18 protein-coding genes are annotated in these 24,239 nt (G+C 63.7%); 9 read left to right on the forward strand and 9 right to left on the reverse strand.

All coding sequences use genetic code 11. From position 1 onward, the window contains the following. Positions 1–42: 42 nt before the first annotated feature. From AC1DX4_RS31300 to AC1DX4_RS31310, 3 genes are all read left to right on the forward strand, one after another. Entirely contained in the window at positions 43–1,479 is a 1,437-nt protein-coding gene (locus AC1DX4_RS31300) for a glutamine synthetase family protein (RefSeq protein ID WP_477223995.1), read from the forward strand. 91 nt (positions 1,480–1,570) lie between these two features. Then, on the forward strand, positions 1,571–2,857 hold the full coding sequence (locus tag AC1DX4_RS31305; RefSeq protein WP_477223996.1) for an NAD(P)/FAD-dependent oxidoreductase: 1,287 nt from the start codon (positions 1,571–1,573) through the stop codon (positions 2,855–2,857). A gap of 380 nt (positions 2,858–3,237) precedes the next feature. Next, complete coding sequence (locus AC1DX4_RS31310) at positions 3,238–4,107, forward strand: SH3 domain-containing protein (RefSeq protein WP_477224042.1); 870 nt, start codon at positions 3,238–3,240, stop codon at positions 4,105–4,107. A 30-nt stretch (positions 4,108–4,137) separates the two neighbouring features. On the opposite strand, the gene AC1DX4_RS31315 is transcribed toward AC1DX4_RS31310, so the two are convergent. Together AC1DX4_RS31315 and AC1DX4_RS31320 are read right to left on the reverse strand one after the other, a co-directional pair. Continuing rightward, complete coding sequence (locus AC1DX4_RS31315) at positions 4,138–5,424, reverse strand: Mur ligase family protein (RefSeq protein WP_477223997.1); 1,287 nt, start codon at positions 5,422–5,424, stop codon at positions 4,138–4,140. A gap of 87 nt (positions 5,425–5,511) precedes the next feature. After that, positions 5,512–6,258: an SDR family oxidoreductase gene (locus AC1DX4_RS31320; protein ID WP_477224043.1), complete on the reverse strand. Its 747-nt coding sequence runs from the start codon at positions 6,256–6,258 to the stop codon at positions 5,512–5,514. A 309-nt stretch (positions 6,259–6,567) separates the two neighbouring features. On the opposite strand from AC1DX4_RS31320, the gene zwf reads away from it, so the two are divergent. The 3 genes from zwf (at position 6,568) to edd (ending at position 10,632) form a co-directional block, all read left to right on the forward strand. Further along, the gene (zwf, locus tag AC1DX4_RS31325) at positions 6,568–8,037 is read left to right on the forward strand and encodes a glucose-6-phosphate dehydrogenase (protein WP_027045183.1); all 1,470 of its coding nucleotides are present in this window, start codon (positions 6,568–6,570) and stop codon (positions 8,035–8,037) included. Beyond that, complete coding sequence (gene pgl, locus AC1DX4_RS31330) at positions 8,019–8,735, forward strand: 6-phosphogluconolactonase (RefSeq protein WP_477223998.1); 717 nt, start codon at positions 8,019–8,021, stop codon at positions 8,733–8,735. Before zwf ends, pgl begins: the two co-directional genes overlap by 19 nt. A gap of 73 nt (positions 8,736–8,808) precedes the next feature. Beyond that, positions 8,809–10,632 (forward strand): phosphogluconate dehydratase, encoded by a 1,824-nt coding sequence (edd, locus tag AC1DX4_RS31335; protein ID WP_477223999.1) that lies wholly within the window; start codon positions 8,809–8,811, stop codon positions 10,630–10,632. Between the two features lie 67 nt (positions 10,633–10,699). On the opposite strand, the gene AC1DX4_RS31340 is transcribed toward edd, so the two are convergent. From AC1DX4_RS31340 to AC1DX4_RS31355, 4 genes are all read right to left on the reverse strand, one after another. Further along, positions 10,700–12,373: a vWA domain-containing protein gene (locus AC1DX4_RS31340; protein WP_477224000.1), complete on the reverse strand. Its 1,674-nt coding sequence runs from the start codon at positions 12,371–12,373 to the stop codon at positions 10,700–10,702. A 159-nt stretch (positions 12,374–12,532) separates the two neighbouring features. Continuing rightward, the gene (locus tag AC1DX4_RS31345; RefSeq protein ID WP_032938715.1) at positions 12,533–13,531 is read right to left on the reverse strand and encodes a GlxA family transcriptional regulator; all 999 of its coding nucleotides are present in this window, start codon (positions 13,529–13,531) and stop codon (positions 12,533–12,535) included. A gap of 28 nt (positions 13,532–13,559) precedes the next feature. After that, the gene (gene folD / locus AC1DX4_RS31350; RefSeq protein ID WP_477224001.1) at positions 13,560–14,459 is read right to left on the reverse strand and encodes a bifunctional methylenetetrahydrofolate dehydrogenase/methenyltetrahydrofolate cyclohydrolase FolD; all 900 of its coding nucleotides are present in this window, start codon (positions 14,457–14,459) and stop codon (positions 13,560–13,562) included. A 182-nt stretch (positions 14,460–14,641) separates the two neighbouring features. Continuing rightward, positions 14,642–17,221 (reverse strand): GumC family protein, encoded by a 2,580-nt coding sequence (locus AC1DX4_RS31355; protein ID WP_477224002.1) that lies wholly within the window; start codon positions 17,219–17,221, stop codon positions 14,642–14,644. A gap of 199 nt (positions 17,222–17,420) precedes the next feature. On the opposite strand from AC1DX4_RS31355, the gene AC1DX4_RS31360 reads away from it, so the two are divergent. Beyond that, complete coding sequence (locus AC1DX4_RS31360; RefSeq protein ID WP_477224003.1) at positions 17,421–18,716, forward strand: lipopolysaccharide biosynthesis protein; 1,296 nt, start codon at positions 17,421–17,423, stop codon at positions 18,714–18,716. A 129-nt stretch (positions 18,717–18,845) separates the two neighbouring features. On the opposite strand, the gene AC1DX4_RS31365 is transcribed toward AC1DX4_RS31360, so the two are convergent. The 3 genes from AC1DX4_RS31365 to AC1DX4_RS31375 are packed head-to-tail and all read right to left on the reverse strand — an operon-like array spanning position 18,846 to position 21,729. After that, complete coding sequence (locus AC1DX4_RS31365; protein WP_477224004.1) at positions 18,846–19,769, reverse strand: DUF6492 family protein; 924 nt, start codon at positions 19,767–19,769, stop codon at positions 18,846–18,848. Further along, complete coding sequence (locus tag AC1DX4_RS31370; protein WP_477224005.1) at positions 19,766–20,560, reverse strand: WecB/TagA/CpsF family glycosyltransferase; 795 nt, start codon at positions 20,558–20,560, stop codon at positions 19,766–19,768. Before AC1DX4_RS31370 ends, AC1DX4_RS31365 begins: the two co-directional genes overlap by 4 nt. Next, complete coding sequence (locus tag AC1DX4_RS31375) at positions 20,557–21,729, reverse strand: glycosyltransferase family 4 protein (protein WP_477224006.1); 1,173 nt, start codon at positions 21,727–21,729, stop codon at positions 20,557–20,559. The genes AC1DX4_RS31370 and AC1DX4_RS31375 overlap by 4 nt, the downstream gene beginning before the upstream one ends. Positions 21,730–21,898: 169 nt before the next feature. Here AC1DX4_RS31375 and AC1DX4_RS31380 point away from each other — a divergent pair, with 169 nt between their 5' ends. Next, positions 21,899–22,897, forward strand: a complete 999-nt coding sequence (locus tag AC1DX4_RS31380) for a glycosyltransferase family 2 protein (RefSeq protein ID WP_477224007.1) — start codon at positions 21,899–21,901, stop codon at positions 22,895–22,897. Beyond that, positions 22,866–24,212, forward strand: a complete 1,347-nt coding sequence (locus AC1DX4_RS31385) for an O-antigen ligase family protein (RefSeq protein ID WP_477224008.1) — start codon at positions 22,866–22,868, stop codon at positions 24,210–24,212. The genes AC1DX4_RS31380 and AC1DX4_RS31385 overlap by 32 nt, the downstream gene beginning before the upstream one ends. The last annotated feature ends 27 nt before the right edge of the window (positions 24,213–24,239 follow it).

A 24,239-nucleotide genomic window follows, 5' to 3' on the forward strand; every position in this document is an offset into this window, starting at 1 on the left:
GGCGAACGGCTATACTCCGAAATCCGCAACCCAATCTGGTGAATGATGCCGCCTGCAAAAAAGGAAGTCCGTCCGTCGAGCCGCGGAGGACGGGCGCGCACGCCTGCCTTCGTGAAAAACCTGCGCGGTGTGAAGAACTGGAAGGAAGTCAGCGAATGGCTGCAATGGCGCGGCATCGAGGACATCGAATGCATTACGCCTGATCAGGCCGGCGTGGCGCGCGGCAAGATGATGCCGTCGAAGAAATTCACCTCCAACACCTCGCTGGCACTGCCTTCGGCCGTCTTCATGACGACGATTTCCGGCGGCTACCCCGAAGACGGCAATGGCTTCCACTATCCGGAAGACGACGGCGACCTCAAGCTGATGCCGGATTTGTCGACGCTGACGGTGGTGCCCTGGGAAGAAGACCCCACGGCCGCGGTCATTTGCGACCTCGTCCACCAGGATGGCCGCTCGGTCGAATTCACGCCGCGCAATGTGTTGAAGCGCGTGCTTGCCGCCTATGACAAGCTTGGACTGAAGCCGGTGGTGGCACCCGAGATCGAATTCTACTTGGTGCGCAAGAACCCGGACCCCGACTATCCGCTCACCCCGCCCGTCGGCCGCTCGGGGCGCGCAATCGGCGGCGGCGCCGGCTATTCGATCGCCGGCGTCAACGAATTCGACGAGCTGATCGACGACATCTACCATTTCTCCGAAAGCCAGGGCCTGGAGATCGACACGCTCATCCATGAAGAGGGCGCCGGCCAGCTCGAGATCAATCTGCGCCATGGCGACCCGATCGAACTCGCCGACCAGGTGTTCATGTTCAAGCGGACCATCCGCGAGGCGGCGCTGAAGCACGAAATCTACGCGACCTTCATGGCCAAGCCGATCCAGGGCCAGCCGGGTTCGGCCATGCATATCCATCAGTCGATCGTCGACAAGAAAACAGGCAGGAACATATTCTCGGCCGAGGACGGCTCGGAGACCGAGGAGTTCTTCCATTTCATCGGCGGCATGCAGAAGCATGTGCCGAACGCGCTGGTGATGTTCGCGCCCTACGTCAATTCCTACCGCCGGCTGACACAGGCGGCCTCGGCTCCGGTCAACAACAAGTGGGGCTATGATAACCGCACCACGGCGTTCCGCGTGCCGCGTTCGGATCCCGCGGCGCGGCGCGTCGAAAACCGCATCCCGTCCTCCGACGCCAATCCCTATCTGGCGCTGGCGGCCTCGCTTGCCTGCGGATTGATCGGCATCACCAACAAGCTCAAGGCCGAGCCTCCGGTGCTGACGACCGCCAATGCGCACGAGATCGACCTGCCGCGCAGCCTGCTCGAAGCCGTCGACCTGTTCGAGGGCGACGAGGAACTCTGCGCGCTGCTGGGCAAGTCCTTCGCTGCCACCTATGCGGCGATCAAGCGGGCGGAATTCGAGACATTCATGGAAGTGATCAGTCCGTGGGAGCGGGAATATTTGTTGCTCAACGTTTGAAGAGGCGAATAGCGAATAGAAACAATATTGGTTCTTCCCTATTCTCTACTTCTTCTACCCCTTCCAAAACTCCCTCGAGTCTTCGCCCGTCATGCCCTACCAATCTCCCATTTCTCCCGGCCGTTCCTGGTATGAGGATACGGCCGGGCCAAGACCTGAGTACCCGGCGCTTGACGGCGATCGGTCTTGCGACGTTGTCATCATTGGTGGCGGCTTCACCGGTCTGTCGGCGGCGACGCATCTGGCCAAGGCTGGAACGAATGTCGTTCTGATCGAGGCGTACCGTTTCGGCGACGGCGCTTCCGGGCGCAATGGCGGGCAACTTGGCACCGGCCAGCGCGCCTGGGCCGAGGACCTGGAAGCGGAATACGGTCTGTCCCGCGCCAAGGCGCTGTTCGATCTCGCTGAGGAGGCGAAGGCGCATCTCATCGAATTCGCCGCCATCAACCAGATCGATATCGACTATATGCCGGGCCAACTTTCGGTCGCGCACAAGCCGCGCTATGTCGACGACTACAAGGCCCATGCCGAGATCATGGCCAGCCGTTTTTCCTATCCGCACATCTCCTTCATGGACGCGAAGGAGACGGCGGAGCGATTGGGTTCGACCGCCTATTTCGGCGGCACGCGCGACACCGGCACCGGCCACATCCATCCCATGAAGCTGGTGATCGGCACGGCGCGGGTGGCGGCGCAGGCCGGTGCCCAGCTGTTCGAAGGGACGCCATCGACGGGCATCATTTCAGCAGGCGGCAAAGTCAAGGTTTCGACGCCAAGAGGTACGGTGACGGCCCAAAAGTGCCTGATCGCGGTCAATGCCTATGGTGGTACGCTCGAGCCGGTGAGTGCGGCGCACATCATGCCGATCGGCTCGTTCATCGGTGCGACGGTGCCTTTGGGGACAGATTCAAAAGTGCTACCCGGCGGCGAGGCCGTCGATGATTCCCGCTTCGTCGTGCGCTATTTCCGCAAGTCGAGGGACGGCCGGTTGCTGTTCGGCGGACGCGAGGTTTATGGCGTCAATGACCCCAAGGACATCCACATCCATATCCGCCGCCAGATCGTGGAACTCTATCCGGCATTGAAGGATGTCGAGATCACCCATGGCTGGGGCGGCTATGTCGGCATCACCGTGCCGAGAAAACCCTTCGTGCGCGAAGTGATGCCCAATGTGATCTCGGCCGGCGGCTATTCCGGCCATGGCGTCATGCTGTCGAACTTCTTCGGCAAGCTCTATGCCGAGACCGTTGCCGGCAATCGCGACAGGCTGAAGCTGATCGAGGACCTGAAAATTCCGCCCTTCCCCGGCGGTCGACGCTTTCGCACGCCGCTGCTTTTCCTGGCACTGAACTGGTTCGCGCTACGGGACAGAATCTAGTGCATGTCGCCCAAAAATGGCTCCCGGTTTGGGAGAACGACATGCATGAAAACAAGGCATGAAGCGCGCCGCCTGAATCCGTTTCAACACGACGCGCCTCAGGTCGGATCAGATCGCCATCACGATCTCATGTAATATTGTAATATTCATTGTAACATTTGTTGCCCTAGCGGCACATTGCGGAAATCCCGTCAAAGGTGCAGAATCCCTTGTTACGGCGTACTGATGCCACAATCGCGGGCGAAAGGTTCCCGCTTCTGGGCGATTATTCGGGGATTGCTGCGGGCTTGTCCGCGTTGATTTTGGGACCGATGCCGATCAGACGCCGGACTTCCGGCAGCGATCGAAAGAACACCGGCCCGCTTATGGAGGTGGCAAGAGTGAGAGAGCCCTTCAGTTTCGGTGCGCCGGAACGTCGGCGCTTTGCCATGCAGTTTGGATACGACATGCGGCCGTCCTTCTGGCAGGAAGTCCGTTCGAACTCGCATCTGGTGATTGCCGCGGTCGGCACCGCCGCGCTGCTCGGCGTGGCCGCGGTGGCGCTCTGGCTGGCATTGCCAACGAGCGAGCGCCAGGCCGCCGCCAGCCAGGAACAAAGCATTCCGACCATTCCAGTGAAGACAATGAAGATCGTCCCTGCCGGAACCACGGTGGCCGCGGCGACCGTGCCGCAGCCGGCCCGCAAGTCCGACCAGGTTTCACCGACCGTGGCGGCAGCGAAAGCAAACATACAAGCGCTCGCGGCCAATGACCCTCGCTGGACCGGGGCGCAGCCGAAGACCGCTTCCGCGGCCCCTGATGCCGATCAAGCAGCAGCCCCCGGCCAAGTGGCCAACCAGGCGCCGGACAAACCGGCTACCACGGCGGCATTCGCACAATCGGCGACCGATACCGATGCCACCACCGAACTTGCCAAGGTTGCCGCCCCGGCGCCCGTGGCAGGCAGCAAGCCGGATGGCGCGCAGACCGCGGCCATCCCCGAGGTGCAGCCGCAAGCACCGGAACAAAAACCCGCAAATGCACAAGACGACAATGCCAAAGCGAAGCCGCGAAAGGTTGCGGCAGCGGGCAGCGGCCGTATCCTCAGGGCTGTGACCATGCGCAGTGCCCCGAAGAAAGGGGCTACCCCCATCGGTACAGTGCCTGCCCGGACTTCAGTGCAACTGATGGGCTGCAAGCAGTGGTGCGAGATCGTCTACAACGGCAAGCACGGCTGGATCTACAAGAGCTACATCAAGCCCGGCGCCTGAGGCTTTTCCGCAACCTGTTCGATACAGAACTCATCGGCTGAAGAGCCGCCGGAAACGTTGCAGGCGGCGCGCCGATTTGCGTTGCCTTACAAACTCCCGATGTTGTTCGAAGGGGACTTCATAGAGGCCGCACTGCTGGCATCCTTCGGTTTTGCCGCATACCGGAACCCAGCATCGAACATCGTGAGTCCAGGCAAGCGGGACACGTTCCAGATGAAGATTGGAAGAACTCTTCAACAGGATCAATTCGCCCGGTACTGCTGTCCGCCTGATGTGATCCGAGACCTCTTTCGGCGTGCGCAATTCGACGAAGCGGCCAGTGTCGCGATCGGCCTGGCTGGCCTTTGAGCGATGCGCATGCTCGCCGACATAAATCACCTGGTTCGCGATCTCACGCACGCTTTTATAGGCGCGGGCATACTTTGCGTTCGAATCGGTAAAGTCCGACAGCTGGCCAAGCACGATCCGCTTTTTGTTAAAGGTGGATTTCGCCATCATACTCAAGGCAAGGGGTAGCGAATGCCAAGGCGCCTTGACGGAGTCGACGATGAAGTGCGGCCCGCCCTCGGGGATGATCACCTGGCACCGGTTTTCCACGGGCTCAAACGTTTCGATCCTGTCCTTGACGGTTTGCGAAGGCACTCCAAGTTCGAGGGCCGTGGCCGCAGCGGCGACCGTCGGCAGCCAGAAATGCTCGCCTGGGAATGGAGTTTTGAGGTCGAGCGTGCCACCGCGCCAGTGTAACTTGAAGCTGAGCATGCGAGGGTACCCCGCACTGACCTCGGTGACACGGTAGTCGGCCGATACTGACTCGCCGAATGTGACGAAGCGTTGCCCCTTGCCCGGTGCCATCGCCAGCACATTGGGATCATCGGCATTGAGGACGGCGAAGCCGCCCGGCTCCAGAGCCTCGACGAGCGCGCCTTTTTCGTCAGCGACATTCTCCAAGGTTCTGAAACTGGAGACATGCTCAAGCCGGACCATTGTGACGACAGCGACATGCGGCCGCAACATTTCCGCTAACGGCTTGATGGAATTGACCGCCGACGCTGACACCTCAACGACGACGTAGTTTACGCCGCCGATCCGGCGCGAAAGCATCCTCGACAACATCTCCAGCGAATGGAAAAGAAGTTGAACATGAACCGGGTCATGGCCGGCCAATATGTGCCCAAGCAGCGCCGTGACGGTCGATTTGCCGGAGCTACCGGTTATGCCGATGAAGGTCGCTTTGCTTTTCGAGCGGGCGCGCTTTGCCCTGTAAGCCATGAGGCGCTGCCTCAGGCTTTCGCGAATTTTCCGCAGTTTCGCATTCATTGCGCCGCCAGATTTCCCAAGCCCCGCAGCTTATGCCTTCTCGTGGATGATCAAGTCAAACGACAGCCATGCGTAGCGCCGATCAGCTCAGATGCAGCGGCCGCCGTCGACTTCCAGCGCCACGCCGGTGATGAAGGCGGCTTCATCCGATGCCAGCCAGAGTGCTGCATTGGCGATATCGAGCGGCGTCGAAAGCCGGCCGAGCGGGATCGAGGCGCGGAATGTCTCGCGAATCTCGGGCGTGTCGGCGCCCATGAATTTCTCCAGCATGCCGGTTTCGCCGGCGACCGGGCAGAGGCAGTTGACGCGGATGTTCTTCGGCGCGAGTTCCACCGCCATCGACTTCGTGGCGGTGATCGCCCAGCCTTTCGAGGCGTTGTACCAGGTGAGGCCGGGCCGTGGCCTGAGCCCGGCGGTGGAGGCAGTGGTCAGGATGACGCCGCCGCCTTGCCGCTCCATGATCGGCACCACGGCAAGGGCCGAATGATAGATCGCCTTCATGTTGATCGCGGTGATCAGGTCGAAAGTCTCCTCGTCGACCTTCAGCATGTCGCCGTTGCGATGGGTGAAACCGGCATTGTTGACCATGATGTCGATACGGCCGAAGGCGCTTTTTGCGGCATAGACCATCTCGTCGAATTCGGAGCGCAGCGAAACATCCGTCTGCGTCCAGATCGCCGCCTCACCGATTTCATTCGCGACACGCTCGGCGCCCTTGGCGTTGAGATCGGCGACAACCACCCTGGCGCCCTCTTCGGCAAAACGCTTGGCCATGCCTTCGCCGAACCCGGATGCCGCACCGGTGATGATGGCGACCTTGTTTTCCAGACGCATGCTTTTCCCGCTCATTGATGTCTTCCCGGAACCAACAAGGCGGCTGGCCGCCGTGGCTCATGCCACGACAGACAACGCGCCATTTCTCCCTTAGCTTTCGTCACATTCACGTTCTATGCTGCAACTGCGAAAGCTTCCGGAGTCTTCGTTCACCGACAAGCCTCCGGCAAGCGCCAGTGTCAAGCGCACAGGTGGACCCAATCAATATCCAGCGATTGGGCCTCGATGTGACACCATGGCACTGGAAAATTTAAATCGATTAGAATATATCAGCCGCGTACTCGCGAGCGGCGTCAAAGCGGACAGACCATGACCAGCCAGATCATCCCCGTCGACCCTTTCGACTTCATCATTTTCGGCGGCACCGGCGACCTGTCGGAACGCAAGCTTCTGCCATCACTCTACTATCGCCAGCGCGACCATCAATTCTCCGAGCCGACACGCATCATCGGCACGTCGCGCTCGAAGATGAGCGACCAGGAATTCCAGGCCTTCGCCAGCCAGGCGATCTCAGACCACGTCAAGCCGGCCGATATCGACGCCAAGGAGTTGAAGACCTTCCTGGCGCGGCTTTCCTACGTCTCGGCCGATGCGACGACCGGCGCCGGCTTCGACAAGCTCAAGAAGGCGATCGGCGAGAGCGAGAGCATCCGCGCCTTCTACCTCGCCGTGGCGCCGGCGCTGTTCGGCGATATCTCGCACAAGCTCAAAGAGCACAAGCTGATCACACCGAACTCGCGCATCGTGCTTGAGAAGCCGATCGGCCGCGACCTTGCCTCGGCGCGAGCGCTCAACGATCTGGTCGGCGACGATTTCCACGAAAGCCAGATCTTCCGCATCGACCACTATCTCGGCAAGGAGACGGTGCAGAACCTGATGGCGCTGCGCTTTGCCAATGCGCTCTACGAGCCGCTGTGGAACTCCGCCCATATCGACCACGTGCAGATCACGGTCGCCGAGACCGTGGGCCTGGAAGACCGCGTCACCTATTACGACAAGGCCGGCGCGCTGCGCGACATGGTGCAGAACCACATGCTGCAGCTGCTCTGCCTCGTCGCCATGGAGGCACCGTCGTCGATGGACGCCGACGCCGTGCGCGACGAGAAGCTGAAGGTGCTGCGGGCGCTGAAGCGCATCAACGGCAACGAGGCGCCGAAGCACACCGTGCGCGGCCAGTACCGCGCCGGCGCTTCGGCCGGCGGGCCGGTGAAAGGCTATGTCGAGGAGCTCGGCAAGGACAGCAACACCGAGACCTTTGTCGCCATCAAGGCCGAGATCGGCACATGGCGCTGGGCGGGCGTTCCGTTCTACCTCAGGACAGGCAAGCGGCTGGCGACAAGGGTTTCGGAAATCGTCATCGAGTTCAAGCCGATCCCGCATTCGATCTTCGGCGACAGCGCCGGGCCGATCTTCGCCAACCAGCTGGTCATCCGGTTGCAGCCGGACGAAGGCGTCAAGCAGTTCATCATGATCAAGGATCCGGGCCCGGGCGGCATGCGGCTGCGGCAGATCTCGCTCGACATGAGCTTCGCGCAATCCTTCGACGGCCGCGCGCCCGACGCCTATGAGCGGCTGATCATGGATGTCATTCGCGGCAACCAGACGCTGTTCATGCGCCGTGACGAGGTCGAGGCGGCGTGGAAATGGATCGACCCGATCCAGAACGCTTGGGAAGGCGCCAAGCAGGAAGCACAGGGCTATACGGCCGGCACATGGGGGCCGTCGGCCTCGATAGCGCTGATCGAACGTGACGGGCGGACATGGCACGAGAGCAATTGACCAGCGCCAGCTACAACTGGAACGGCTTCGACGGGCGCCAGGAGTTGGCGGCCGCCCTTGCCGGCCATGTCGCCGGCCGCCTGACCAAGGCAATCGCCGAACGCGGCACGGGGCTGCTCGCCGTCTCCGGCGGCACCACGCCGGCAAGATTCTTCGCCGCCCTTTCAGCGATACCGATCGCCTGGGACAGAGTGATCGTGACGCTGGTCGACGAACGTTTCGTGCCGGCCTCCTCGCCGCGCTCCAATGCCGGGCTGGTTGCCGCAAATCTGTTGCAGAACGCGGCCAAGGCGGCACGCTTCGTGCCGCTCTACCATGAGGCATCAGGCATCGAGGATGCGGCGGCATCCGATGATGCCGCATTGCGGTCCTTGCCCTGGCCGCTCGATGTCGTGGTGCTCGGCATGGGACCGGACGGCCACACCGCCTCGTTCTTTCCCGATGCCGACGATCTGGCAAAACTGCTCGACCCGGCCTCGGACAGGATCATCCTGCCGGTTCATGCGGCAAGTGCTGGCGAACCGCGGCTGACCCTGACGCTGGCGCGCATCGTCGATGCCGGCTTCATCGCGCTGCACATAGAGGGCGAGGACAAGCGCACCGCCTTTGACGGTGCGGTCGCGCCCGGGCCGCGAAAGCCGATCCGCGCCGTGCTCGACGCTGTCCGCAGGCCCGTAGAGGTTTTCTGGGCACCCTGATTTATAGATTTACCGTGGTCCCGGCAACGGCGGGAGGATGTTTCCGGGACCTCACCTGAAAGGACCGACCGCCATGACCGCAAGACGCGACATCGAAGCCATCACCGAGCGCATTCGCCAACGCTCGAAGGCAGGGCGTGAACGCTATCTCGGCCGCATCGCCGAGGCATCGAACCAGACCGCCAACCGGTCGGTGCTGTCCTGCGGCAACCTCGCTCATGGCTTTGCGGTGTGCAGCCCCTCGGAAAAGCTGGCGCTCGGCGCCGACAAGGTGCCCAATCTCGGCATCATCACATCCTACAACGACATGCTGTCGGCGCATCAGCCCTTCGAAACCTACCCTGCCCTGATCAAGGAGGCCGCACGCGAGGCCGGCGGCATCGCCCAGGTGGCCGGTGGCGTGCCGGCGATGTGCGATGGCGTCACGCAGGGCCAGCCCGGCATGGAACTGTCGCTGTTTTCGCGCGACGTGATCGCCATGTCGGCAGCGATCGGCCTGTCGCACAACATGTTCGACGCCGCCGTCTATCTCGGCGTGTGCGACAAGATCGTGCCCGGGCTGGTGATCGCGGCGCTCACCTTCGGCCATCTGCCGGCTGTGTTCATTCCGGCCGGACCGATGACGACCGGCCTGCCCAACGACGAAAAGGCCAAGGTCCGGCAGCTCTATGCCGAAGGCAAGGCGGGTCGTGCCGAACTTCTGGAAGCCGAGTCCAAATCCTATCATGGGCCGGGCACCTGCACCTTCTACGGCACGGCGAATTCCAACCAGATGCTGATGGAGATCATGGGCCTGCACACGCCGGGCGCCTCCTTCGTCAATCCCGGCACGCCGTTGCGTGAGGCGCTGACTCGCGAAGCGACGAAGCGGGCGCTGGCGATCACCGCGCTCGGCAATGCCTATACGCCGGTCGGGCGCATGATCGACGAGCGTTCGATCGTCAACGGCGTCGTCGGCCTTCACGCCACCGGCGGCTCGACCAACCACACCATCCATCTGATCGCCATGGCGGCGGCGGCCGGCATCGCCATTACGTGGCAGGATATCTCAGATCTCTCAGAAGCGGTGCCGCTGTTGGCGCGCGTCTACCCGAACGGCCTTGCCGACGTGAACCATTTCCATGCCGCCGGCGGGCTCGGCTTCCTGATCCGCGAACTGCTCGATGAGGGCATCCTGCACGAGGATGTACAGACGGTGTGGGGCGAAGGCCTACGGCCCTATGCGGTCGAGGCAAAGCTCGGCGCCGACGGCTCCGTGGTGCGCGAAGCTTCACCGCAGGCAAGCGGCGACGAAAAGGTGCTGGCGCCGTTCAACAAGGCATTTCAGGCGACGGGCGGCCTTAAGGTGCTGGCTGGCAATCTCGGCCATGCCGTCATCAAGACCTCGGCCGTCAAACCGGAACGGCGCCTCATCGAGGCGCCGGCCAAGGTGTTCGACAGCCAGCAGGGCCTGAACGACGCGTTCAAGGCGGGCACGCTCACCGGCGATTTCATCGCCGTCATCCGCTTCCAGGGTCCGAAGGCCAACGGCATGCCGGAACTGCACAAGCTGACGACCGTGCTCGGCATCCTGCAGGATCGCGGCCAGCGCGTCGCGCTGGTCACCGACGGGCGCATGTCGGGCGCCTCCGGCAAGGTGCCGGCGGCAATCCATGTGACGCCGGAAGCGGTCGAGGACGGGCCGATCGCCAGGATTCATGACGGCGACATCATCCGCCTCGACGCCGATGCCGGCACGCTGGAAGTGCTGGTGCCGGGGACGGAGTTCGCGTTGCGCCGCACCGCGGAAGTCGATCTCATCGGCAATGAATTCGGCTTCGGCCGCGAGCTTTTCGCCGGGTTCCGGCAGTTGGTCGGCCGCGCCGACCACGGCGCCAGCGCTTTCGGAACGGCTTGATCGTCTTCTGGATTTTCAAATAAAAAAGGGCGGCCTTGAGCCGCCCTTTTGCTTGTCCGGCTGGGTGCTACTCGACTTTGAGCTCACTGCGCTCGCCGGCCTTGACCGTGAAGGGCGTCTCCTTGTCGGCCTTGTCGGTGGTGAAATTGGTCACGAGCACGTAGTCGCCCGCTGCCAGCGTGGTCTGCATCTTCTCTCCATAGGCGTAGGTCACCTGCTTGCGCTCGCCCTGGATGTTCTTCTTGGCCTCGAAGATCTTGAAGCCGTCCGCGCCTGGCGCGTCGACCGCCAGGACGCCCGCGTTCAGCGTCACGTTGACATCGGTCATCTGCCCGACCGTGACACTGAAAGGCTGTTCAGTGGACACGGCCTGCACATCGACGCCCATCACATAGTCGCCCGGAGGCAGATCGAACTGGCTGTCGGGGCCGTAGGCGTAGGTCACCTGATCGCGCGTGCCGTCGAGTTTCTTGGCCGCCTTGTACACCTTCCAACCCACATCGGTTTCAGCCTTCTCCCCGCCCTGGGTGTAGAAGGCGTTGGCCTTGGCCTTGCCGACGCCGACAATCATGTCCTTGTCGACAACCTGGCCGGCGACAAGCTGCATGGTCTCGCTCACCTCGCCGGCCCCCAACTTCACGGTGACCTTGGTCTCGCCGGCCGGAACGACGAACTTGACCTCGCCATAATTGCTGTCGGACGTGCCGCCGGGATAGGCGATGCTGATCTGCGCGTTGCGGTCGACATCGGCGCCGGGCGCCGGGCGGGCGTGGATGGAGAGCTCCGCGGCGTTCAGATTGAGCGCCACCTCAGTCGCTTTGTCCGCCGTCAGCGAGACCTTCTGCTCGGCCTTGGCGCCGCCGCTGGTGGCAACGACGATGTAGTTGCCAGCGGGAACGTGGAACTTGATGGCGTTGTAACCGTAGTTGACATTGTCTCCGCCGACGCCCTTTGCATCGTCCTTGAAGACTTCATAGTAGACGTCGATCTTCGGCGCTTCGCCGCCCTCTTTCAAGAATGCTTGCGGGATGAGATTGTAGTCGACCTCGGCCGCTTTCGGGGCGGGCGCGGGAGCAGGCGCCGGTTCGGGTGCTGGCGCGGGAGCCGGGGCTGGTGCCGGCGCTGCGACGGTTTCGACCAGCGCTTCCTGCAGCGCCTTCTCGTCGGAGGCCTGGATGTACTTACCGCCGGTGTTTTCGGCGAGGCAGGCGATCTGCTTGCCTTCATCGGCGGTCAGGCCGAAGCCGACGACGTCGGCGGTGAAGTCGACGCCGGACGCCTCGAGTTCCTTGCCAAGCGCACAGGGGTCGCCGCGGCAGGTCTCGAGCCCGTCGGTGATGAGGACGACGGTCGCCTTGTCCTCGGTGTATTTCAGCGCTTCGGCCGCCTGCTTGACGGCAGCCGTCAGCGGTGTCTTGCCGAGGAATTTCAGACTGTCGGCGGCATCCGTGATGGCGCTTGCCGAGCCCGCCTGGGGCGGTACGATCAGCTGGATGTCATCGCAGCTGCCCTTTTCGCGATGGCCGTAGGCCATGAAGCCGATCTCGTCGTCGGCGGGAACCGATTGAAGCACGGTTCTCAGCGACTCCCGGGCGATTTCGAGCTTGGGCTTGCCGTCGATCTGCGCCCACATCGAGCCGGAAGCGTCGAGAATGATGATGACCTTGTTTGCGGCAAAGCCGAACGTCGTCATGGAAAACAGGAGGATCGCCGCAGCGACGCCCCGCGCAAATACCGCCATCGAAATCTCCTGAGTTAGCCCCCTAGTCCGCACAGGGAAGCTATTTGACGCCGCGTCAGGACACAAGCCCGGGCGCAGCCATCTCGTTCAGGCGCCCTGAGCGGGAACAGAGCGTTCGTGCCGGTCAGCGGGCGTCCCGAGCCCAGACCGGCGTCCGGCTCAGTAGGTGGTGCGGCGCTCTTCCGAAGGCGGCCGACCAAACTGCAGCCGGTAGCTCTGGGCGAAATAGGAATGCGAGGTGAAGCCGGTCGCGATCGCCACGTCGAGGATCGGCATGTTGGTCTGGCGCAGCAATTCGCGCGCCCGCTCCAGCCGCAGCCGCATGTAATAGCGGCCAGGCGTGACGTTGAGGTGGCGCAGGAACAGGCGCTCCACCTGGCGCACCGAAAGGCCGGCCGATTTGGCAAGTTGCACCGCCGACAGCGGCTCGTCGAGATGGTCGGCCATCAGTTCGACGATGCGCCTCAGCTTCTCCGACTTGCCGGTCAGGTCGCGTTCCGGCCCGACGCGCTGGCGGTCGCCAGCCGAACGGATACGCTCGTGCTGGAATTGGTTGGCGACGCCATTGGCGAGGTTCGAGCCGAAATCGCCGCGCACGATCTCCAGCATCAGGTCGATCGAGGTGGTGCCGCCGGCGCAGGTGTAGCGCTTGCGGTCGATCTCGAAGACATTGCCGGTGCAGTTGATGTCAGGGAAGCGCTCCATGAAGCCGGCGCGGTTTTCCCAATGGATGGTGCAGCGGTAGCCGTCGAGCTGGCCGGCCTCGGCCAGCAGGTAGGAGCCGACCGACAGTGCGCCGAGCGCGTTGCCGCGCCGGCCCCAGCTGCGAAGGGCCGCCAGAACCTTGCTCTTGCCGGGGAATTCCGTCGTCAGGCCGACCGAGACGAAGAGGATGTCGACCGGCGGCAAGTCGGCGACGGCATAGTCGATCTTGAGCGGCAGACCGTTGGACGCCATCACCGGATCGCCATCGGCAGACACCGTGGTCCAGCCGTAGAAATCGCGGCCGAGCAGACGGTTCGCCGAACGGAAGGTGTCGATGGCGGCGGCCAGCGAGAACATGGAAAACTTGTCGACCAGCAGGAAGGCGAACTGCCGGCCACCTTGAACGGGATCACTCGTGACCGGCCGTTCCGGGGAAATGGTGGGGTTCGGCAAAACTGGCGCTTTCAGGGTCAACCCGGGCTCAGAAGGAGGGCCGCTTCAATCCGGCCGCAAGGTAGGCGGAAGCTAACGTATTGGCCATCAGCATGGCAATGGTCATCGGCCCGACACCGCCAGGCACCGGCGTGATGGCGCCGGCTTCCTTGGCCGCCTCGGCATAGGCGACGTCGCCGACGAGGCGCGATTTGCCCTCGCCCTTCTCAGGCGCGGGAATGCGGTTGATGCCGACATCGATGACGGTGGCGCCGGGCTTCACCCAATCGCCCTTGATCATCTCCGGCCGGCCGACGGCGGCAACAAGAATGTCGGCCGTGCGGGCAAGCGCCGGCAGATCCCTGGTGCGGCTGTGGGCGATGGTGACCGTGCAGTTGGCGGCAAGCAGCAGATTGGCCATCGGCTTGCCGACGATGTTGGAACGACCGACGACGACTGCGTTGAGGCCGGACAGGTCCTTGCCGCGCACGCGCTCGATCAGAAGCATCGAGCCGGCGGGCGTGCAGGGAACAAAGGCGGTGTCGAGTTCGCCGGTGCCGAGCTTGCCGACATTGATGAAATGGAAGCCGTCGACATCCTTCTGAGGCGCGATGGTCTGGATGACCTTGCCGGCGTCGATATGGGCGGGCAGCGGCAGCTGCACCAGGATGCCGTTGATCGCCGGATCGGCATTGAGGTCGCCGATGATCTTGAGCAGCGCCTCCTCGGAGGTCTCGGCCGGCAGCGTGTGCTGGAGCGAATGAAAGCCGCATTCCTTGGCGGTGCGCGACTTGGAGGCGACATAGACCTGGCTCGCGGGATCCTCGCCGACGATGACGACGGCGAGACCGGGCTTGGCCTTGCCCTTGGCGACCAGCTCGGCGGTCAGGGTCTTGACCGTCCGCACCACATCCTCGGCAACGCTCTTTCCGTCAATCACTTCGGCCATGAACCATCCTCAACACTGTTTTGCCCATCGCCGCTTTCGACAACACAACGCAGCGTCATCGGCAACATGCAGCGCGGCATTGTCACGAAAATCCCATCACGCAATCCCGCCAAAACGCCGTCCGATGCCGTTTACGCGAAACCGGGATGGTTTTGTTCGGCCTCGGCAACGTATTTTGTGGCTCAGAAATAGCGGCGGCGGGTGCGGCTCTCGGTGAGTTCGCGAACAGCCTCGCGGAATTCGCGCAGGCTGGCGCGAATTTCCTCGATCGGCGCCTGTTCGGCGCTTTCCTCTACCGGCGAAGGCTCGGCCGGTGGCTGGGCTGGATAGGCCGATGGTTGCGGCGGAGCGGGCTGTTGATATGGCACATGCCCGGCATAGGGCGCCATACCCTGGGCATAGGGGGAGCCTGCCGGCGGCTGTGGCTGCCAAGGCTGCATCTGCGGATAGCCCGCCTGCTGTGCAGGGGGATAGGGCGGCGGAGCCGGATAGATGGGCGGCGGCATCAGGGGCGACCGCGACGGCGGCCCCATTGGCTGGGAATAGGTGGCATCGAAGCCTGGCGGGAAAGGCGGCCGCGCATAGTCCGACGACCGAGGCATGAAGGCGGTATCCGGGTTCGGGACGCCGGAGGGCATGGCAGCATCCGCCGGCCGCGTGTTGCCGCCAAAAGCGGGGAACTCGCTGTCGTCGTCCGCCTCTGTGGACGGCTTGCTGGATACGGCGTTGCGCAGCTTCGCCATGAGAACGGCGATACGCCCGGGCCGTTCGACGGGAGCGGCTTCGGCCTGTGCCAAGGGCGGTGGTGATGCTGGCGGCGGCGATGCAGGTGGCGGAGGTGGCGGCGCCGGGGGCAACGGGGCTGCCGGCATTGGTGGCGCGGGCGGCGGTGCTGCCCGGAATGCCTGCTCCTCGAGAGGCGCTTTGCGCTCGCGGCGCGATCGCGAGTTCGCGGTCTCACGCAGGCTCTCATAGGCGCCGCGCATAGCGCCGAGGCCGACGCCAGAGGCAAAGCCGAGCAACAGGCCGGCAAGTGCCATCAAGGCTCGCGACGGCCCCTTTGCCTCGAGCGGTGCGAAAGCCTTGGAGATCACGTTCATATTGGCGGTGTTGATGTCCTTCTGCTCGCCGGTCTCCTTGGCGCGCAGCAGATATTGTTCGTAGACGGAGCGCTTGGCAGAGGCCTCACGCTCCAGTTCGCGCATCGATACCAGATCGTTGTTGACGTCGCCGCTGCGCACCTTGAGTTGGGCAAGGCGGGAGGAGAGATCCTGCTCGAGCTGGACAGCGCGTTTCAGATCGACCTGAAGCGAGGAGGCGATGCGGCGCAATTCGCCGGCGATGCGGTCGCGCGCGCCGGCGATCTGTGCGTTGAGCGCCTGGAGTTCGGGATGGCGCGGGCCAAGCCTGATGGCGGCACGGTCCGCCTCCTGCTTGAGCGTGGCATATTGCGAGCGCAGATCGCTCATCGTGTTGGAGTTGATCTCTTCCGGCAAGGTGCCGGAGAGAACCGAATTGACGTCGATCGAGCGCGCCGATGCCGCCCTGGCATTGAGCTCCAGCGTGCGGGCGCGGGCGACCGAGAGCTGCTCGTTGAGCTTCAGCATCTCGTCGTCGCTGATCAAATGGCCCTGTGCATCGACAAGATCATGCGAGGCCCTGAACTCCTCGACCTTGCGCTCGGCCACCTCGACGCCCTTGCGCAGTTCATCGAGCCTTGCCGTCAGTTCGTCGGTCGCGCGGCCGGCGGTATCGGACTGGATCTGGCCGAAGGTCTGCAGGAACACATCCGTCATCGTGTTGGCGATGAGCGCCGATTTCTCGCCATTCTGCGTGATCGCACTGACGGTGATGACGAAGGTCTTGCCGCCGCGCTCGACCGAGAGGCTTTCGGCCAGGTTGCCGACGGCAAGCGCGCGCCGGCGAACCTCGTCGGCGCCGCTCGGGCCATCCTGGTGCGGAAGAATCGAGCGAATGAGAGACCTGATGCCAAGGCCGCCGGCCCCCTGACCATTGAACTCCGGATCGTTGCTCAGGTTGAGCTTGTCGACAACCTTGTTGAGAACGGTGCCCGATGTCAGCACCCTGACCTGGTTTTCGACGATGGCAAGCGTGGCGTCGGAGGCGACCACATTCTGGGTGAGGTCGCGGTCTGTGAGCTTGAGGTCGCGTGGATCGACGATCAGTTCGGTGGTGGCTTCATATTTTTTCGGCGTCGACAGCGCGATGGCGATGCCGAGCCCGGCACCGATCAAGGTGGTCGTGATGATCAGCAGCTTCGACCTGGCAATGCCGCGCACCACCTGCATCGGATCGATCAGGGGTTTCCACTGCTGATCATCCCTGCGATCGCCAAAGGACGCATTCGCTTCGCCCTCATAGCGGGGTCCAGAGGTCTCATGAGACCGAGCACCGCCGGACGGTTCTTCAGCGGCTGACCGTGCGTACGGCGTGGCCGGCGGCAGATCGCTGGTGCCGGTGTCGTCCTGCGAGCGCCAGGCGTCATCCTGTGTAGCCGCTTGCGGCTGCTCGTCCGGCCGGAACCGCTCTGTTCCGGCGGCAGCGGATGGCGTCGGGTTCGCCCGCGCCTCACGACGTGAACGGGCAAGGCGATGGCGCGTGGCGGCATCCTCGCGCCAGGCCGAATCTGCCCGGTCCCCTATCGAGACCAGGGACGCGTCATCCTCACCGCGCATGGCCTGGCCGAGCGCCAGCAATGAACGCTCACGCCTCCAGTCTTCACGGTTTTCCCTGTCGACCATTGTCTTGGAGCTTCACTCTTTGGCCGCTTGGCAGCGGCAGTCGGCCAATCGTTAAGTCACGCTAAACAAGCATAGGAAACAAAAGGTTAATTTCGGCAGGCCGGCGGGTAAGCTTTTCATAACCTCACGGGCGGGAATTTCGGCGCATCCGGGCCTCAAAACGGCACGTTAAGCTTTGCTGCCTATGGCTTGCCCAGACATGACCGAGGCTCGCGGCATATCGCAAAGGCGGACTTTCGCCCGGATCGGCACTTTCGTGGCCGAACGACGGGGGCTGGTGCGCGACTATTTTTCGGCGATCAGCGGCGCCGGCGGGCGACTGGTGTTTTCGCTGGCCTATTTCATCGCGCTCGCCAACACGCTGTCCATCTCCGAATTTGGCATGTTCGCCACCGCTTCGGCGGCCGGCGTGATGCTGTCGCGGATCCTGGCCTTCGGTTTCATCTCGGCGCTCTATCGCACCGCCACCATTCGCCCCAATCTGATCGGTACCTTCACCGCCGGCTTCCTGCTGCTCGGTGTCGCCTCGCTGCCGCTCTTGGCCGCGGCCTCGTTCGGCGTCTACCTGCTCTTCTTCGCCGGCACCGTGCCGCTGTCGGTGTTTTCCACGATCGTCTTTGCCGAAGCACTGTTGTGGCGGCCGGTGGAGGTGGCGCTGATCGTCAACAACGGGCTGGGCAAATTCGGCCGTGCCGCCGTCCTGGCGATCGCCGCCACGGCGCTGCGGGCGCTGGGCGCGGTGCTGTTCATGCTCTCAGCCCAGCACAGCATCTGGATCTGGTCATGGTTCTATATCGGCGCCAATGCCGCCTCGCTGGTTCTGGCTTTCGGCTGGTTCTATCCGCGCCAAAGACTGCGGCTGCGCATCGAGCTTTATCTCAGGCGACTGGCGGATTCCCTTTACGTGGCCGGCGCCGAAATCCTGTTCTACCTGCAATCGGAATTCGACAAGCTGCTGGTGCTGGCGATCGGCGGCCTGCATCTGGCCGGTATCTATGCCATCATCATGCGGCTGGTCGACCTGACGGCGATCCCGATCCGCACCTTCTCGATGATGCTGGTGCAACGCATGATGCGCGCGCCAGACCTGTTGTCGCGGCTGACGGTCAAGAGCGGCATCGAGGGTGGCGTGTTCGCGGTCTCGACCGCGGCGCTGCTGGCACTGGGTATCGTACTGCACTTCTTCCCCAACGCACTCGGCAAGAATGTCTCAGAAGCCGCGCCCTTGGTGGCGCTGGCGATCTGCGTTCCGGGATTGCGCAATCTGGTCGAATACCAGGCCGAGCTTCTCTTCGCGCGCGGCCAGACGCTGGTGCGGGCGCTCAACCTCGGCCTGCTCGCAGCATTAAAGGCGCTGCTGCTGACCTATGTGCTGACCACCATCGCCGATACGTCAAAGCTGGTGCTGTCGCTCAACATCGTCTTCCTGCTGCTCTATCTCGCTTCGATGCTGCTGACTTATTCGGCAATGCGCAAGCCAGCGAAAGCGATCTGAATTCAGGTGAGGCCGGCCTGCAAACGGCGGCTTCCTGCGCTTCCGGTGCTCACGTACGAAGAGTACGCTCCGCTCCGGTTCTCGGAGGCCACCGTTTTCGACTCGGCCTGACCTAAATTCCTGCGCAGGCTAATCCAGCCCGATCAGGCGGCGGATGCGGCCGATATCGGTGCCGATGAAGGATTGCATGCCGATCGCCACCTGCTCCGGCGCCATGCCGGCAACGAAGCGGCGGAACTCATCGTCCGACAACGCCTCGCCCGTCCAGTGGACGCGGCAGAATTCTTCCGAACCGTGGAAGTGGCCGGCGCCGTCGAGCACATCGTCGACATAGCGGCCATAGATCATGCATTCAGAGAATCTGCGCGCCGAGCCGACGACCTCGACCCAGTCGCGGCCATGCACCTTCTCGATCTGGCCGCACATGGCAAGCACGGCGTCGCGGCGCCAAGCGATCAGCGTCGAAATGTAATCGTGGACCGACGTCCGGGACGGGTCGATGCCGAGTGCCGAACCCGCATTGCGCGACCAGATGCGATGCTCGTCGTGACCGTCATCCGCCAGCACGCCGTCGCGGCGGAACAGCCGCGCCTTGCCGTCGCGCCAGAAGGCGGCGCAGTCGAACGCCTTCAGGAAAGCGACATCAGAATCGCAGAAGACCAGAACGTCTTCCCTGGCATGGTTGGCGATGGCAATGCGACGCAGCTGCTGCACGTGCCAGCCGCGCAGCGGCTGCGTCTTCAGGCTGAGCCAGACACGCCGGCGAAACAGGCTGAGCGGATCGTCGAAAGCATGCAGCCAGCGCGGCAACAGGTCACGTTCGTCGACGATCGTGCGCCGGCTTGTCTCCAGCTGACGGAAGAGCGCGACGTCGCGATGTTCGACCAGGATGTAGTGGTGCGCGGCACCCGAGACATGCCGGTCGAGGGTCTCGCACAACAGGCGGCAGCGCTCGAAATCCGGCGCGTAGCTCGCCGTCACCACCGCCGCAGTCGGCGTCTTCAGCAACAGGCCCGGGCCGGCAAGGGCCTCTGGAACGAACCGCTCGTTCAACGGAGATCTCCGTCCGTTTCGGCGCCATGCGACCATCTCTGCCTCACGACCCGCCACAGGAAAACAGGATTGCCGACCACGTAACGGCGCCAGAGCCGGCCCGGCTCGACCGCCAGCCGGAACAGCCATTCCAGGCGCAGGCGGCGCATCCATAGCGGCGCGCGCGGCACCGAGCCGCTCAGGAAATCGAGCAGCGCGCCGACCGCGACCGGCATGGTGCAGTGGCGTTCGTCGATATGGCGTGCGATCCAAAGTTCCTGGCGCGGCACGCCCATGGCGACCAGCAGCATATCAGGCCGCAGCGCTGCGATCCGGCCGATGATCTCCGGCTCCTGTTCGGCGGAGAAATAACCGTCATGAATGACCACGAAATTGTGCTGCACGGCAAGGGCGGCCAGCTTGACCGACGCCGCCTCGGCGTTGACACGCGTCGCGCCGAGCAGCCCGACGGTCAGCGGCCGCGTCGAGGCCTGCAGGAAGGCCGGCACGAAATCGGTGCCGTTGAGATTGTCCGGAAACGGCGCGCCATAGAGAACCTTGGCGGCGAGATCGACGCCGATGCCGTCCGGCAGGATGAGGAAATCGTCGAGCGCCTCGGCGAAGACCGGATCGGTATGGGCGATGTTGGCGTTGTGGGCGTTGAGGAAACTGACCTTTGTGAAGCGCCGTTCGGCGATCAGGCGGTTCAGCAGGGCAATGGCATCGTCCCAACGAATGGAGAGCACCGAAATGCCAAGGATCGCCTTCAAGCTGTCTAGCCCGAACGTGATGCGGGCGGTGTGCATGTTCATGCGAACACCTCCTGCCTGACGCCCCCGAGTTTTTCCAAACCGAGCCGGATGGCGACATCGAGCGCCTTCACCTGCTGGCGATGGAATGCGCTGCCATCGACGTCCCGGACGTCGGCCGCCGCGGCCTCCAGCGCCTTGGCGAAACTGGCCGGATCGTCGGTGACGACGCAATTGTCCGGGCGATGGTCGATACCGCGCAGCGAGCGGCTGGTGGCGACAGACGGCAAGCCAAGCTCGAAAGTCTCTATGGTCTTCAATTGCACACCGCTGCCGGCGGTGCTGATCAGCGGGATGACGGCCGCGCCGCGCACGAATGCCCTGGCATCCGGGACACGGCCGACAAACTCGACGCCCGGATGCGCCGAAGTGACGCCAGAGGGCATGTGGCCCGCGATGCGGATGCGGAAATCGGGCCGCAGATGCGGCACCACCTTGCCCAGGAACCAATCGAGGCCGATGCGGTTCGGCTGCCAGGTCCAGGTGCCGATCAAAGCGGCGTCGCAGTCGATCCGGCGTGGGCCTTTCCGGGTTGGCGCCTTGGCACCGGTGACCAGCGGCAGCACCGCCGAGCGGCCGTCGGCGGCGACGCCGAGTGCCGCGCGGTCTTCCTCGGCCAGCGTGAAGACAAAGCGCGCGCGGCGGCAGAGACGCTCTTCCACGACCTTGAGCAGCCTTGCCTCGCGGCGAAACAGCAGGCGCTGGAAGAGGCCACCGGCGGCAACGGCGTTCTCTTCCGCCGAGAGATGCTCGACGTTGTGGGCGACGAAGATCGAAGGCTTGTCTTCGAAGAGCTTTTCGAAGGCACCGGCGAACTGCACGGAATTCAGCACATAGCCATCGAAGGGACCGGCCTGTTCGATGGCGGCCCGGACATCGTGCTCGGGCACCGCGCGCAGCTTGACCGACGCGAAGGTGAGGCCCGAAAGCACCGCCTTGCCGACCCAGGCGAGTTTTTGCAGCGCGGATGCACTTTCGGTGCGGACGTCGATGGCACCCAGCACCACGGTGTTTTCGGGGTCGGCAGCGCCCTTCCCGGGCCACGTGAAGCCGATCACCGTGACGCGCGCGCCGGCGCGCCGCAAGGCGGCGATGATCGCAGCGTTGGCGATCTCGTAGCCCGAGGCGAGGGCACCGTCGGGCACGATCGATGTGGCGAACAACAGATGCATCTACCTATCCTGTGGTGTAGCCGGTAGCAAAGCGCGGTGAACCCATGATTAAGCGAGCACAATCAACGGCCGAAAGCGCCTGCCTGACGGGCGTCTCCGCGCAAGGTGATTAACGAAACCTTATCACCGTGGTGCTACCAGAACGCGACTCAGATGTGGCTGGACACGGATGATCCCTTTGCCATCGGATGGTTCGGTATCGATCGCTGGACGGTCTCCCCGGCTTGACGTGGAGGCTGTCGAAGCGGTCGTCACCTTGCCGACCTTCAAGCGGCCCGAACAGGTGCTGGACACGCTGGCGTCGCTCAACGCGCAGCAGACCGGCAGGCGCTTTGCCGTCATCGTCATGGAGAACGAAGGCGAGGCGCGCGAAGGCGCCAAGGCGGCGCTGCCGTTGTTCGAGCGCGGCGAGATGCCGGGCATGGTCATCATCGCGCATGAGCGCGGCAATTGCAGCGCCTACAATGCCGGCTGGCAGACAGCGATCCTGCATTTCCCCAACTTCAGGCATTTGCTGGTCATCGACGATGACGAGATCGCCGATCCGCACTGGCTGGAACGCATGTGCGCGGCTGCAGAAACGCTCGGCGCCGATATAGTCGGCGGACCGCAGGTGCCGGTGTTCGCCGACCCTGCCCATGCGAAATGGGCCGAGCATCCTGTCTTTGCGCCGCCCTACCGGGAGACGGGACGCGTGCCGGCGCTCTATTCGTCCGGCAATCTTCTGGTCGGGCGCAACGTGCTGGTCGCCATGGGGCCGCCCTTCCTCGATCTCAGATTCAATTTCATGGGCGGCGGTGACTCCGACTTTCTCAGCCGGTCGGCGCAACGGGGCTTTGTGCTCGGCTGGTGCGCCGAGGGCCAAGTGCGCGAAACCGTTCCGGCGCGGCGTGTCGAGGCCGACTGGATCCGGGCCCGCAGCCTGCGCAACGGCGTGATCTCGACACTGGTTGAGAAGAAGAAGCGCGCGGGCACGCCGCTGGCCGGCGCCAGAGTGTTCGCGAAGAGCCTAGCGCTGCTTGTCGCCTCGCCGTTTCGCGGCCTGATCCGGCTGGCGCGGACCGGATCGCCGGCGATCGCCATCTACCCCGTCCATGTGGCCTTGGGCCGCGTGATGGCCGAATTTGGATATGCCAATGAGCAGTATCGCCAGCCCGAGAAAAACTGAGCGCGCCCCGCTCAGCGACGCGTTCACGCGCGACGGCGTGGCGACCGCGATCGCCGCACTGCTGTTCACCGTCATCATGGTGTCGTTCCGCCCGTTCCAGCCGGCCGGCGCCGAACTCACCGGCGACGGCGGCGACATCGTCAACCAGCTCGGCTTCGGCTCGCTCGGCGCCGTTTCGATCTTCTCGCTGATGGCCTTCGCCGATCCGCGCATCGTGCGCTCGCTGCTCAGCCCGTCATGGGTGCTGATGCTGGGTTTCTTCTTCTTGTCGGTGGTGCTGGCGACCGATCCGCCCTCGGCGATGCGCGCCGCGTCCTTCACCATGATCGGCATCCTGACGATGGCAACGATCCTGGCGCTGCCGCGCGATGCCGAATCCTTCTCGAAAGTCATCATCTTCACCGCTGTCGTGGTGATGGGGCTTTCCTATCTCGGCCTCATCGTCTTTCCGCACGAGGCGATGCACACGGCCGATTCCCAGGAGCCAGAGCATGCGGGCCTGTGGCGCGGCGTGTTCACCCACAAGAACATCGCCGGCCCGATCATGGCCTGCCTCAGCTTCGCCGGCCTCTATCTCTACCGGCGCGGACAACGCTGGTGGGGCGCAGGCATCTTCTGTGCGGCGATGATCTTCATGCTGCACACCGGCTCCAAGACCACTGCCGGCCTGGTGCCGTTCTCGATCCTGATCGTGGTGCTGCCGAGCCTGATGGGCATGCGCCTCGGCACGCCGATCCTGTTTGCGCTGGCGATCATCGCCACGGCGGTCGGTACGCTGGGCATCGTTTTCCTGCCGCCGGTCAAACATCTGGCGGCGATCTATTTCCCCGACATGACCTATACCGGCCGCACGACGCTGTGGGAGTTCGCCGGCTCGATGCTAGCGAAGAAGCCATGGACCGGCTACGGCTATGAGAGCTTCTGGGGCACGCCGCTGCTGCTCAACCAGGACCAGCCTTTCGACCGGCCCTGGGATATCAGGACCATCGTGCACGGCCATGACGGCTATCTCGACATCGCGGTGCTGATGGGCATTCCTGCCCTTTGCGTGGCGGTCTACACCTTCCTCATCGCGCCGCTGCGCGACTACATGCGCATTCCGCTGCGCCGGGAAAACATCTTTCTCGGCGACTTCTTCATGATGGTGGTGCTGTTCACCGCGCTCAATGCTTTCCTCGAGAGCTTCTTCTTCCATCGCGGCGACCCGGTCTGGCTGTTCTTCGTGCTCGGCGTGCTTGGCCTGAGGCAAGTGTCGCTGCGGCCGATCGCGGTGCGCGGCCCCGATCGCGATTCTCGATCTTCGCACCCGGCCTGACGGGGCTTCCCCAGGGAACCGCGAGCG

This window comes from Mesorhizobium sp. P3_A8, from assembly GCF_056402995.1.